The sequence below is a fragment of the Erythrobacter sp. JK5 genome, from assembly GCF_018205975.1.
Classification (GTDB): domain Bacteria; phylum Pseudomonadota; class Alphaproteobacteria; order Sphingomonadales; family Sphingomonadaceae; genus Erythrobacter.
Window position 1 is genome coordinate 1,844,165 of sequence record NZ_CP073577.1, and the last position, 12,578, is coordinate 1,856,742.

The following is a 12,578-nucleotide window of genomic DNA, read 5'->3' on the forward strand; positions in this document are numbered from 1 at the left end:
AAGCGGGCTAACGCTTCGCAATGGGGAAAACGGCGCGCGGTGGCCGCGCTCCCGCTCAGGGTTTAACCTGGCAGGGCAGGCCATCGGCCTTAAGCGCGTCGCACAGCCGATCGGCCGCGGCGCGATCGGCGGCGAGCGCCTGCAGCCGGTAGACGGTGCCGATATCGGCTTCGCCCTTCACGATCCGGTAGCGAACACCGCTGAGCGCGTCGCTGCTGCGGGTGAGCGTGGCCCAGCCCTCTTCGGCGCGCGCGCGGCTGCCATAGGCACCCACCTGCACCCCGACGACCGAACTCGGCGTGTTGCCTGCGGTTGCGGTGGCCGCTGTTTCGGCGGTGGTGCGCGTCGCGATCGTCGGCCGGGCGGTGTCCTCGCCCGTTTCGCCGGATCCGGCATCGCCGCCGCGTTCGGCCATCACGCCTTCGCGGGTTTGCCCCTCGCCGACCACCGGGGCGACGTTGCCGGTACCGGCGAACTGCTTGCCGCCCGGGTCCTGCGGGCGCTCCTTGTACGGTCCTGCGGGCGCTTCGATGGTGCTGCCGTCGGCAACCAGCGAGGCATCGCCGCTGCGGTTCGTGAAATACCATACGCCGCCGACGATCCCGGCGAGCAGCGCGATCAGGATCGCGGCGAAGCCGATGATCTGGGCAGCGTCGTAGCCGCCCTCGTCCTCGTCTTCATCCGATTCGAGCCACGGCAGGCTGTCTTCGCCCGACAGGTCGAGCTCCTCCGGCCCGTCTTCAATCTCTTCGAATTCGGCCTCGATCATCACTGACCCAAGTCCTTTCCATCCGGCTGCACCAGCGACCCGGCGCAAGCCGATCACATCGATTCGACGGCCTCCACGCCAAGCACGCGAAGACCATTGCGCAACACTTGCCCGATTGCGTTAGCAAGGAAAAGTCTGGCTCCGGATAAACCCTTATCCTGTTCCACGATGAAGCGCTTTTGCGGCGAATCGTTTCCAAGGTTCCAGAACGCGTGGAGTTCCGCAGCCAAGTCATAGAGATAAAACGCAATTCTATGCGCTTCGCGCGCCTTTGCCGCGGCCTCGATCTCGCGCGGGAACTGCGCTGCGCGGCGGATCAGAGCGATTTCCTCGTCGCCCAGCCGATCAAGCGCGTCAGTTGACGGCGCTAACCCGGCCTCGGCGGCCTTGCGCAGGGTCGAGCGAATCCGCGCATGCGCATACTGGACATAGAACACCGGGTTGTCCTTCGACGCCTCGATCACCTTGGCGAAATCGAATTCCATCTGGGCCTCGGGCTTGCGGGTCAGCATGGTGAAGCGCACCACGTCCTTGCCCACCTCCTCGACCATGTCGGCGATGGTGACGAAGTTGCCCGAACGCTTGGACATCTTGACCGGCTCGCCGGCGCGCATCAGCTGGACCATCTGCACCAGCTTGACGTCGAACGGGATCGGCTTGCCCTGCCCTTCGGACAAGGCCGCAACCGCCGCCTTGATCCGCTTGACCGTGCCCGCGTGGTCCGCGCCCCAGATGTCGATCAGCGCATCGGCCTTCTCGGCCTTCTGCATGTGATAGGCGAGATCGGCGCCGAAATAGGTCCACGCGCCGTTCGATTTCCTGATCGGGCGGTCCTGATCGTCGCCGAACCTGGTGGAGCGGAACAGCGGCAGTTCGACCGGCTCCCAGTCTTCGGGCGGGGCCTTGCCCTTGGGCGCTTCGAGCACACCGTCATAGACGAGATCGTGCTCGCGCAGCCACGCCTCGGCGGCATCGGGTTTCTCGGCGAGGTGCAGCGCCGCTTCCGACGCGAAGACATCATGACGGATGCCGAGCAAAGCGAGGTCGGACTTGATCAGGTCCATCATTTTCTCGACTGCTTCGGCGCGGAAGAACGGCAGCCATTCCTCCTCGGGCACATCCTTGAAGCGATCGCCGAGTTCGCTGGCGAGATATTCGCCGACCGGGATCAGGTAGTCGCCGGGATACAGCCCTTCGGGAATGTCGCCGATATCCTCGCCCAGCGCCTCGCGGTAACGCAGGTGCGCCGAGCGCGCGAGCGTATCCACCTGCCCTCCCGCATCGTTGATGTAATACTCGCGCGTGACAGAGTGCCCGGCGAATTCGAGCAGATTGGACAGCGCATCGCCCACCACCGCGCCGCGGCAATGCCCCATATGCATCGGCCCGGTCGGATTGGCGGAGACGTATTCCACGTTGACCATCGACCCTGACCCCATTTGCGATCGGCCGTATTCGTCCCCCAGCGCATCGATTGCCTGCAATTCGGCGAGCCAGGCCGCAGGATCGAGCCGAAGGTTGATGAAGCCGGGACCCGCGATCTCGGCGCTGGCAATTCCGCTCTCTTGCTCGACCTTCGCGGCGATCTGTTCGGCCAGGGCGCGCGGATTGGCCTTGGCGGGCTTGGCCAGCACCATCGCAGCGTTGGTCGCGAGGTCTCCATGCGCGGGATCGCGCGGCGGCTCCAGCGTGACGTTGGCGAAACTGGTGCCTTCGGGCAGCGCGCCCTCGCCGACCAGCTGGGTCAACGCGGCTTCGATCTTGGCCGCATAGGCGGAGTAGATGGTCTTGTGTTCAGTCATCTTTGTCTCGTGCGCGTACGCGGGTGATCCGCGATGCAAGAAAGGAAGCCTTGCCCCGGGTCAAGTCCGGGGCGACGTGGTTGTTGAGTTCAACGGTTGCGCAGCAACCGCAAGGGCGGCCGCTCGCCCGCAGCGGAGTCGTAGACGGCGCTCAGCGCCACCCGACCTTCAGGTCCCATGAGCGAGGATTTCGCACGCCGGATGGCGTGCAAGAAAGCTAACGCGTGGCGTTATACGCCAGCTGCTCTTCGCTGAGCTGGAAACCCACCAGCATCTCGAACCGGGTGCGCGCGATCGCGGCCTTCACTTCAGGGGCAGCGAGCGGGTCGAGCGCGGCTTCGGGGTCGCCGGCGCGTCGGCGGCGGGTGATGCGTTCGCGAACATCATCGGGCAGCGTTGCGGCGGCCTTGTCGATAAACGATCCGGCCCGGGCCGTGGCGCTTGCGCGTTCCTGGCCATCGGCAAAGGTCAGCGTCACCTCGCCCACCCGCTTGCTGACGACCGCGCTGCCGCCTTGCAGTACGGTCACGAAGTACGGCACAGCAACCGTTCGCGCACCGCGCACGTCAGCCCTGCGGGCGCGCACATCGAACGTCGCCTCGCTGTACACCTTCGCGCCGGTTTCGTCGCAGGTCGAGCGCAGATTGGTCATCGATGCGGTCATGTCGAGATTGGAAAAAGTCGGGCCGCCGGTGCTGCGGAACACGGTCACATCGCCGGTATAGTCGGGAATGCCGACCGACGGGCAGGACGACAGGACCGCCGTGATCCCGACGCCCTGGTCGACCACCAATTCACCTTCGCGGGCGCAGCCGGTCAGCGCGGCGGCAAGTGCAAGTGCAGGCAGAACTCGGGTGCGAAAGGTCATGGAAATCCCGTCCTTGAATATCGATCCAGCGCAGACCCATCCAGCCAGGGCCGCGCGTCACCGCCCTAGCGAGGCGCGTCACAAAGCGCTAGAGCAAGCCGCATGAACGCGCCCTTTCAAGAATCTCCCGCCAAGGCAAGACCGTTGAACCTGCTGATCGCCGCGCCGCGCGGATTCTGCGCCGGGGTCGATCGCGCAATCGAGATCGTCGAGAAGGCGCTCGAACGCTTCGGCGCGCCGGTCTATGTCCGGCACGAAATCGTCCACAACAAATACGTGGTCGAAGGGCTGAAGGCGAAAGGCGCGATCTTCGTCAAGGAACTCGACGAAGTGCCGGCCGACGCGCCGGTCGTGTTCAGCGCGCACGGCGTCCCAAAATCGGTCCCGGCCGAAGCCCAGCGCCGCAAGATGATCTATCTCGACGCGACCTGCCCGCTGGTGTCAAAGGTGCACCGCCAGGCCGAACGTCAGATCGAAAAGGGCCGCCACATCATCTTCATCGGCCACGAAGGGCATCCCGAGGTGATCGGGACGATGGGGCAGGTGGAACCGGGGCAGATGACGCTGGTCGAGCATATCGAGGACGTCGACAAGCTTCCGTTCGAGAGCGACGAGCCGCTCGCCTACCTCACCCAGACCACCCTGTCGGTCGATGACACGCGCGAGGTGATCGCCGCGCTCGAATGGCGCTATCCCAAGATCCACGGGCCCAAGGCCGAGGACATCTGCTACGCCACGTCCAACCGTCAGACCGCGGTGAAGGACCTTGCCCCGGCCTGCGATCTCGTGCTGGTGATCGGTGCGCCGAATTCCTCCAATTCGCTGAGGCTGGTCGAGGTTTCCGAACGGCTCGGAACGCCCGGCAAACTGGTCCAGCGGGCATCCGACATCGATCCTGCGTGGCTCGAAGGGGTGGATACGCTTGGACTGACGGCGGGTGCTTCCGCGCCGGAAGTGCTGGTGCGCGAAGTGGTGGATGCGCTGCGGCAATTGCGCGAAGTCCACGAAACCACCGTCACCGCCGCGGAAGAAAAGATGGTGTTCAAACTGCCGCGCCAGCTAACCGAATAGCGCCGGGCCCGGCGAATGGCGGTCTACACGCATCTCGGTGCCGAACAGCTGAGCGCACTGATCGCGCATTACGAGGTCGGCGAACTGGTTTCGGCCAAGGGCATCGCCGAAGGCGTGTCCAATTCGAACTGGCTGATCGAAACCACCGGCGTGCACGGGGATAGCGCCCGCTTCATCCTGACCATGTATGAGCGCCGGATCGAACTTGCGGACCTGCCCTATTTCCTAGGGCTGCTGGATCACCTGTCAGCCAACGCATGCCCGGTCCCGCGCACGATCCACGATCGCGACGGCGCGGCTTTCCGGATGGTCGGCGGCAAGGCGGTGGCGCTGATCGAATTCCTGCCCGGCGTGTCGCCCAGCCATCCCACGCCCGCACAGGCGCATGCGGTCGGCGAAGTGCTGGCCACCATGCATCTCGCGAGCGGCGATTTCGAGCTGGAACGCGCGAACACCATGGGCTTCGCCCACAATCTCGAAACGCTCGAGAAGTGCGGCGCAGACGGCCTCGCGTCGATCCACCCCGCGCTGCCCGAGGTCCTGGCCGCCGCCACGCACGCCGCCGCGCTCGATCTGGCGGACCTTCCGCGCGCTCAGATCCATGCCGACCTGTTCCCGGACAATGTGCTGATGCTCGGCGACCGGGTCACCGGGCTGATTGATTTCTACTTTGCCTGCACCGGGCCGATGGCCCTCGACCTGGCGGTGACCCACGCGGCCTGGAGTTTCGATCCGGATACCAACGCGCATGAGGGCGCGGTCGGCACCGCGTTGCTCGAAGGCTACGAATCGGTGCGAAAGCTCGAATCGCGCGAACGCCAGCTGTTTCCCGCCATCGCCCAGGGTGCCTGCCTGCGATTCGTCGCCAGCCGGGCCGAGGACTGGCTCGACACACCCGACGATGCCCTGGTGACGCGCAAGGACCCTATGCAATTCGTCGATCGCTGGCGCTTTTACGGGCAATCCGGCACTAAGCTGTTTTCCTGAACCGATTTTCCGGGCACAAACGCTGGCCATGAAACGCGTCGAAATTTTCACCGATGGCGCCTGCAAGGGCAATCCCGGTCCCGGCGGCTGGGGCGCGCTGCTGAGGATGGGCCAGCATGAAAAGGAGCTGTCGGGAGGCGAGCCCGACACCACCAACAACCGCATGGAACTGACCGCCGCGATTCGCGGGCTGTCGGCGCTGATCGAGCCGTGCGAGGTGGTACTCTATTCGGACAGCAAATACGTGATCGACGGGATCACCAAATGGGTCGCGGGCTGGCAGAAGCGCGGCTGGATCAATGCCAGCAAGAAGCCCGTCCGCAACGCCGATCTGTGGCATGAGCTGATCGATGTCGCCGCGAGGCACCGCATCGACTGGCACTGGGTCAAGGGACACAATGGCCACGCGGAAAACGAACGGGTCGATCAGCTCGCCAGCGACGAAGCTGAGCGGATCGCGGCGCTGGGCGGCGCCTGAATCCGAATCGAAACGGGCGCACCCGATTGGGCACGCCCGCATCAAATTCAAACCGGACGACGGCTCAGCTGTTGTCTTCGGTTTCCGCGCCGGGGGCGTTCTTCTTGAGCGATTCGATCGCGTTCTTGGCACTCGACTTGCTCGAATAGCCTTCGCTCGAGAACATCACTTCGGAATTGTATTTGAAGCGGACGCGGAATTCGCCCTTCTTGTCTTTCCAGATTTCGAATTTGTGAGCCAACGCAATTCTCCCCTGTGTCTTGGGCGTGGAATCTGCGCGCCACCTTACAGATTGCTGCGCCTTTGGCTAGCCGGTCTGCGCTGCGCCTGTTCGCGCAAACCGGCGTGGCGCGTAGGCTGGGGGATCGATCGTCCGGGTCATGCCATCGGGCTGCTGACCCAGTGCGATCTGAGCCCCGAGCCGCGCAGCCGCAGGTGCTGTCTGGATGCCGAACCCGCCCTGTCCCGCGAACCAGAAAAATCCCGCGACCTCGGGATCCGGGCCGTAGACCGGCAGGCGGTCGGGCGCGAAGCTCCTGAGCCCGGCCCAGCGCCGCTCGACCGCCTCGATCCGCCACGCCGTCACCTGTTCGAACCGGTCGATGGCGAGCGCGACATCGATCTCCTCGGCAGCGGCATCGCAGGGCACACTCGGAATTTCATCGTGCGGGCTCAGCCACAACCGTCCGCCATCCGGCTTGAAGTAGAAGCCGCCGTTGATATCGAGCACCAGCGGCAGATCGTCCGGTGCCGCCGGATCGACCCGCAGCTGCGCGACGGTGCGGCGTTTCGGGTCGATCCCGAGCGGTTGCACACCTGCCATCTGCGCCACCGGATCGGCCCACGCCCCCGCGGCATTGACGATCGTCGCGGCGCGGAAGATGCGGCCCGATGCGGCAACCCCCTCCCAGATGCCGTTCGCACGCGACAGCGCCTCGACCCGCGCCCGGCAGATCAGCTCGCCCCCCGCATGCCTCAGCGCCTTCAGATAATGCTGGTGCAGCCCCGCCACATCGATATCGGCGCAGGCCGGCTCGTAGATGGCATCGCACCACGCTTCGCGCACCTGCGGCACACGGCGCGCCAGTCCCTCGCGCCCGAGCCGCTCGATCGTGACGCCGGTGCCGCTGAAGGTCTCGACGAAGCCATCCATCGCCGCCTTGTCCCCGGCCCGGCCGACATAGAGCGCGCCGCGCGGTCGCAGGAACCCGTGCTCGCGCAGATAGGTGCCCGATGCGAGCGTCAGCGGGACAACGCCCGGCCCGCCATAGCATTCCTCCCAGAACGCCGCCGACCGCCCGGTGGCATGGTAGCCGGGGGTGTCCTCGGCTTCGAGCACCAGCACCCGCGCGTGCGGCGCCAGCTCTGCGGCGATGCTCGCACCGGCCATGCCCGCGCCGATCACGGCGAAATCGTACACCGCGTCGGCCATCAGTCGGTTTGGCGAGGCGCGACCCGATCGAGAAATTCAGCGATGGCCGCCATCGCCTTGCCGCGCTCGGCGTCGGTTTCGCGCAAGATTTCGTGGTGCGCCTCGTCGCCGAATTCGAGCATTTCTCCGCGTGGTAACCGCTCGATCGCGCGGACATTTGCCGCATGGCTGACAAGTTTGTCGCCTTTCGTGGAGAGGATCAGCACCGGGGTCGCGACGTTTTCGAGCGCTCCGGGTGCCTCGAGCTCCTTCCACGAGGCGTAGGCGCGCTCTACCCAACCCCAGCTCGCCGGCCCCATCACCAGTTCTGGGCGGTGGTCGCGCCACCATTGTTCGTCGGCGTAGCGATCGGGATCATGGGTCAGCAGATTGGCGCGACCTTCGGGCAATGCCCCGGGTTTTTCGCTCCACTTCCAGGCCTGCCTGGTCGGATCGCCGACCACGGTCATCATGCTGGCGACGGCGTGAAGAATGCTGAGCGGCAATGGCGGGCCGGCCATGCCGAGCATCGGCGCGCTCAGCACCACGGCATCAGGCGTGATCTTGGCTTCCACCAGCGCGCGCATCGCCAGGTGCCCACCCATCGAATGCGCCGCCAGCACGTGCGGGCCGGGTGCCTGCGCCTTCCACGCCCGCCAAAAATGCGCCAGATCATCGATCCAGGTCGCGAAGTCGTCGATATGGCCGGTGACCTCGTCCTTGCCGAGCCGCCCGCTGCCCGCCTGGCCGCGCCAGTCGGCGGCGGTCACCCGCCAGCCGGCGCGATGCCATTCCTCGAGGCTTTCGAGGTATTTCTCGTAATTGTCGCCGCGACCCGGAAAAAACAGGATCGAGCCGCGCGGTTGTGCCCCGCGGCCCGGCCAGTCGATCCGCCGCACGCGGTGCCCGTCCACCGCTTCCCAGATCGTTTCGACCGCACCCGCGGGGATTGCGCGACGGTCGATCGGTTCCTGGATGGCTGCCTCGTCGTTCGTCTGGTTTTCGTTCACGTGCCTAATTTCCGACCGCAGGGCGTGGTTACTTTTTGGTAAGCACTGCCCTGTAGCACCACGCTCCTGAGGACCGGCCGAACCTATCGGTCGCGAACCTTGAGGGGGCCGAATGCTTACGACGTATCTTCACTACGGGCTGCTGATTGCCTTGGCAATCGCGCTGGTTTTTGCTGCGGTCACCGATATCCAGCGGCGCCAGATCGACAACTGGCTCAATGCCGCGATCGCGCTTGGCGCCCCGGTGTTCTGGTGGACCAGCGGAATGGCGCTGTGGCCCGACGTTGCCTGGCAGTTCGGCTTTTCGGTAATCGCGGCCGCGATCCTGATCGGCATGTATGCCATCAAGCTGATGGGCGGCGGCGATCTGAAGCTGCTGATCGCACTGTCGCTGTGGCTCGATCCGCTCAAATTTCTCGACATGCTGATCGTCATGGCGATCGTCGGAGGGGGCCTCGCCGCGTTTTTTGTCGTCCGCAAATTCATCCTTCAGCTCAAGGGAAAAGCCCAGCTTCCCTACGGGGTCGCCATTTCTGCAGGCGCGCTGTGGGTGATCGCTGCCAACTACATTCCGGCAGAAATGCTCGCGGGCAATCTGGGATGAACCCGATTTTAACCAGTTCGGACGTACGCATCGAAACCATACCCGCCCGATAACCAATCTTGGGGCGAAACACAGGGGGCTAGAATAGCCATGGATAGGAAGAAGCTGGTTCTGCTCATCGGAGCGCTGATCATCGCGGTCGGAACCGCGTTCGCAGCCCGGACCATGTTTGCCGGAAGCGCTGCGCCCGAGGCCGAAGCCGCGCCGGTGGGTCCGAAGGTCCTGGTGGCGCAGCGTGCGCTGCCCGCGGGGACCATCATCACCGCCGACGCAATGGGTTTCCAACAGTGGCCCGAGGAGCTGGTGCAGGACGCCTACTTCATCGACGGCGAATCCGACATCAACGAACTGATCGGCACCGTCGTGCGCCATCCGATCACCGCAGGTGAGCCGGTGACGCAGGGTTCGCTGGTGAGCCCGGGCGACCGCGGCTTCCTGGCAGCGGCGCTTGCGCCCGGCATGCGTGCAGTCACCGTTCCGGTGTCGGCACGGACCGGGGTGGCCGGCTTCATCTTCCCGGGCGACCGTGTCGACCTGGTGCTGACCCAGACCGTCAAGGGCGAGGGCCGCGATCTCAAGGCGGCGGAAACCGTGCTGCGCAACCTGCGCGTGCTCGCGACCGACCAGTCGACCGAACAGATCACCGATGAAGAGGGCAAGACCGTGGTCCGCGCCTTCCGCACCGTGACGATCGAAGTGACGCCGAAGATTGCCGAGAAGGTCGCGGTCGCCCAGACCGTCGGCACGCTCAGCATGGTACTGCGATCGATCGCCGACAATCAGGCCGACCTCGAGCGCGCGATCGCTTCGGGCGAGGTCAAGATCCCCGACAACGCGACGCCGGAAGAGGAAGAACGCTACCTGCGCGATGCGGTCAATCGACCGATCGACAAGGGCACGACCTTTGCCACCGGCGGAGATGTCTCGCGCTTCCAGCGCAAGAGCATCCCCGAGGATCCCGAAACGCTGCGTCGTCAGGCGCGCGATCAGGCCCGCGCCGATCAGCTTCGCCGCGAAGCCCAGCGCTTCAACGGCGGCGGGTCGAGCAATACCTCGGCCACCCCGGTGAGCACCGGTCCGAGCGTCCGCGTGACCCGCGGCAAGACCACCACTGCGGTGCCGGTCAACTCGGCCAGTGGCGCCCAGGGGCTGCCGCAGGGCACGCCCACCGGCCCGCTGATCCGCTGAGGGGACGAAACATGTCGAGCAAATTCTTGCGCTTGAATCCCGCGAAAGCGGAAATTGGAAAACCCACGGGGGGCCAGACAATGAAACGCCTAACTGCCAAAATGCTGCTGGCGAGCCTTGCCGCCGCGCCGCTTGCCGCGGTCCCGGCGACCACGGCCACCGCGCAGCAAGTGACCAACCCGTCGCAGGATATCCTCCTGTCGATCGGTCGCGGACAGCTTGTCACGGTCCCGGGTGCGATGACCGACGTGTTCGTCGCCAACGAGAACGTGGCCGACGTCCAGGTCAAGTCGCAGCGCCAGCTGTACGTCTTCGGACGGTCCGGCGGCGAGACCACGATCTATGCCAGCAACGCAGCCGGCACGGTGATCTGGTCCGCCAACGTTCGCGTGGGCTCGAACATCGACAGCATCGACCAGATGCTGAACCTCGCCATGCCCGAAGCCAAGATCGGCGTCGCGACCATGGGGGCCAACACCGTATTGCTGACCGGCACGGTCGGCGCGCCCGAAGATGCCGCCGAAGCCGAACGGCTGGTGCAGGCGTTCCTTGGCGAGGAAGCCAATGTCATCTCGCGGCTCAAGACCGCGACTCCGCTGCAGGTCAACCTGAAGGTGACCTTTGCCGAGGTGAGCCGTTCGCTCGTTCGCGAGATCAACGGCAACCTGACGACCTTCGATGCCGCAACCGGTGGGTTCCGCGGCGGGGTCGGCACGGGCCGCCTGCTCGGCCAGGCCGGCGAGATCAGCAATCCCCGAGGCCCGGTTTCGGTCGGACAGGGGGCTCAGAACCCCGCTCTGATTGTCCCGCTGCGGGATGCGAACGGAGCCATTGTGCTTGACGCGAACGGTGTCCCCCTGACCCAAACGATTGCCGGCACCGGCATCGATAGCCAGGGCGGGACCACGATCGCAGGTCTTGGTCGCCTGTTCGGCCTTGATCTGTCGGGCGCGCTGGACTTGTCCGAGCAGCTTGGTCTCATCACCACCCTTTCGGAGCCGAACTTGACCGCGCTTTCGGGTGAAACCGCCACCTTCCTGGCCGGCGGCGAGTTCCCGATCCCGATCAGCGAAGGCCTCGGCAATGTGTCGATCGAATACCGCAATTTCGGCGTCAGCCTGGCTTACACCCCGACGGTGCTCGCCAACGGCCGGATTTCGATGCGGGTCCGCCCGGAAGTGTCGGAACTGTCGAGCCAGGGAGCGGTGACGCTCAACGGCTTCCAGGTTCCCGCGTTGACCATCCGCCGTACCGAAACCACCGTCGAACTGGGCTCGGGCCAGAGCTTCATGATCGCGGGCCTGATGAGCAACAGCTCGCAGAACGCGGTCGACAAGGCCCCCGGCCTCGGCGACGTGCCGATCCTCGGCAACCTGTTCCGTTCGCGCTCGTTCCGCAAGGGCGAGACCGAGCTGGTGATCATCGTCACCCCGTACCTCGTGAAGCCGGTTGATGCGAAAGACATCAAGCTGCCGACCGACGGGTTCCGTTCGGCCAACGAGTTCGAACAGCTGATCACCTACCAGAACAACGCCGGCAAGTCGGGCGAACAGCGCCCCGGACCGACGGCGGCCGACAACGAGGCACCGGATCCTGCTGTCAGCAGCGCCGATCCGGCTGCCATCGTCCCGAACAACGCTCCGAGCGAGCGCAGCGCGGACAAGAAGAACCGCAAGCAGGACCGCCAGGCGGCGGCTCCCGGCTTCAGCTTCTAAGAGAGAAAGGTGAGTAACATGCCCTTTGCCAAACACAGCAAGCTGACAGGTGCTCTCGCCCTCTCGCTCGGCCTCGCGGTCGCGGGTTGTGCCGGAATGCCTACCAACACCAGCCTCTACAGCGACAAGCAGCCGGTGGTGGAACGCACCAATTTCACGTTCGACGTCCAGACCAATGGCGGCGGCCTTGCGATCTCCGAACAACAGCGGCTCAACGGCTGGTTCGAGACCATGGACCTTCGCTACGGCGACCGGATCACGGTCGAGGACCCGTCGGCCAACCCTGCGGTTGCCGACGCGGTCAGCGAACTCGCCAGCCGCTATGGACTGATTGTGGGCGAAACCGCGCCGACTACGGCCGGCTATCTCAATCCCGGCCAGGCGCGTGTGGTGATCACCCGCACGACCGCTTCGGTCCCAGGTTGCCCCGACTGGTCGGCCAAGGCGGATGCCAATTACCTGAACGGCACCAGCCCAGGTTACGGCTGCTCGGTCAACAGCAACATGGCGGCGATGGTCGCCGATCCGCAAGATCTGCTCGAGGGCAAGAAGGGCGACGGTGAAACCACCATCGCAACTTCGAACAAGGCCATCTCGACCTATCGCGAGACCGCTCCCAGCGGGGCTCAAGGTCTGCAAAACGCAAGTGCCGGCAACGGCGGAGGGAACTGATCG

Annotated in this window: 13 protein-coding genes; 7 read left to right on the top strand and 6 right to left on the bottom strand. The window is 65.2% G+C overall.

Features of this window, described 5'->3' with window-relative positions; all coding sequences use genetic code 11:
- Positions 1 to 55: 55 nt before the first annotated feature.
- The 3 genes from KDC96_RS09055 to KDC96_RS09065 all read right to left on the bottom strand — a co-directional run bounded on the left by KDC96_RS09055 (position 56) and on the right by KDC96_RS09065 (position 3,439).
- Positions 56 to 769: an SPOR domain-containing protein gene (locus KDC96_RS09055; RefSeq protein WP_212448138.1), complete on the bottom strand. Its 714-nt coding sequence runs from the start codon at positions 767 to 769 to the stop codon at positions 56 to 58.
- Positions 770 to 822: 53 nt separating this feature from the next.
- Entirely contained in the window at positions 823 to 2,571 is a 1,749-nt protein-coding gene (gene argS, locus KDC96_RS09060; RefSeq protein ID WP_212448139.1) for an arginine--tRNA ligase, read from the bottom strand.
- Positions 2,572 to 2,788: 217 nt separating this feature from the next.
- Complete coding sequence (locus tag KDC96_RS09065; protein ID WP_212448140.1) at positions 2,789 to 3,439, bottom strand: hypothetical protein; 651 nt, start codon at positions 3,437 to 3,439, stop codon at positions 2,789 to 2,791.
- A 102-nt stretch (positions 3,440 to 3,541) separates the two neighbouring features.
- On the opposite strand from KDC96_RS09065, the gene ispH reads away from it, so the two are divergent.
- From ispH to rnhA, 3 genes are read left to right on the top strand one after another with little or no spacing between them, the layout of a single operon-like run.
- Positions 3,542 to 4,510 carry a 4-hydroxy-3-methylbut-2-enyl diphosphate reductase gene (gene ispH, locus KDC96_RS09070; protein ID WP_212448141.1) on the top strand — a complete coding sequence of 323 codons (969 nt, stop codon included), beginning with the start codon at positions 3,542 to 3,544 and terminating at the stop codon, positions 4,508 to 4,510.
- Positions 4,511 to 4,525: 15 nt separating this feature from the next.
- Complete coding sequence (locus tag KDC96_RS09075) at positions 4,526 to 5,497, top strand: homoserine kinase (RefSeq protein WP_212448142.1); 972 nt, start codon at positions 4,526 to 4,528, stop codon at positions 5,495 to 5,497.
- A 28-nt stretch (positions 5,498 to 5,525) separates the two neighbouring features.
- Complete coding sequence (gene rnhA, locus KDC96_RS09080) at positions 5,526 to 5,975, top strand: ribonuclease HI (protein WP_212448143.1); 450 nt, start codon at positions 5,526 to 5,528, stop codon at positions 5,973 to 5,975.
- A gap of 64 nt (positions 5,976 to 6,039) precedes the next feature.
- Here the strand turns inward: rnhA and KDC96_RS09085 are convergent, their stop codons facing one another.
- The 3 genes from KDC96_RS09085 to KDC96_RS09095 form a co-directional block, all read right to left on the bottom strand.
- Entirely contained in the window at positions 6,040 to 6,216 is a 177-nt protein-coding gene (locus KDC96_RS09085) for a DUF1508 domain-containing protein (protein WP_212448144.1), read from the bottom strand.
- A 66-nt stretch (positions 6,217 to 6,282) separates the two neighbouring features.
- On the bottom strand, positions 6,283 to 7,407 hold the full coding sequence (locus tag KDC96_RS09090; RefSeq protein ID WP_212448145.1) for an FAD-binding oxidoreductase: 1,125 nt from the start codon (positions 7,405 to 7,407) through the stop codon (positions 6,283 to 6,285).
- Entirely contained in the window at positions 7,407 to 8,396 is a 990-nt protein-coding gene (locus tag KDC96_RS09095; RefSeq protein ID WP_212448146.1) for an alpha/beta hydrolase, read from the bottom strand. The genes KDC96_RS09090 and KDC96_RS09095 overlap by 1 nt, the downstream gene beginning before the upstream one ends.
- Positions 8,397 to 8,508: 112 nt before the next feature.
- Between KDC96_RS09095 and KDC96_RS09100 the strand changes: the two genes are divergently transcribed.
- The 4 genes from KDC96_RS09100 (at position 8,509) to KDC96_RS09115 (ending at position 12,575) form a co-directional block, all read left to right on the top strand.
- Positions 8,509 to 9,000, top strand: a complete 492-nt coding sequence (locus tag KDC96_RS09100; protein WP_212448147.1) for a prepilin peptidase — start codon at positions 8,509 to 8,511, stop codon at positions 8,998 to 9,000.
- A 90-nt stretch (positions 9,001 to 9,090) separates the two neighbouring features.
- Positions 9,091 to 10,188: a Flp pilus assembly protein CpaB gene (gene cpaB, locus KDC96_RS09105; RefSeq protein WP_212448148.1), complete on the top strand. Its 1,098-nt coding sequence runs from the start codon at positions 9,091 to 9,093 to the stop codon at positions 10,186 to 10,188.
- Between the two features lie 80 nt (positions 10,189 to 10,268).
- Positions 10,269 to 11,903 (top strand): type II and III secretion system protein family protein, encoded by a 1,635-nt coding sequence (locus KDC96_RS09110; protein ID WP_249171736.1) that lies wholly within the window; start codon positions 10,269 to 10,271, stop codon positions 11,901 to 11,903.
- Between the two features lie 18 nt (positions 11,904 to 11,921).
- Entirely contained in the window at positions 11,922 to 12,575 is a 654-nt protein-coding gene (locus tag KDC96_RS09115) for a CpaD family pilus assembly protein (RefSeq protein WP_212448149.1), read from the top strand.
- The last annotated feature ends 3 nt before the right edge of the window (positions 12,576 to 12,578 follow it).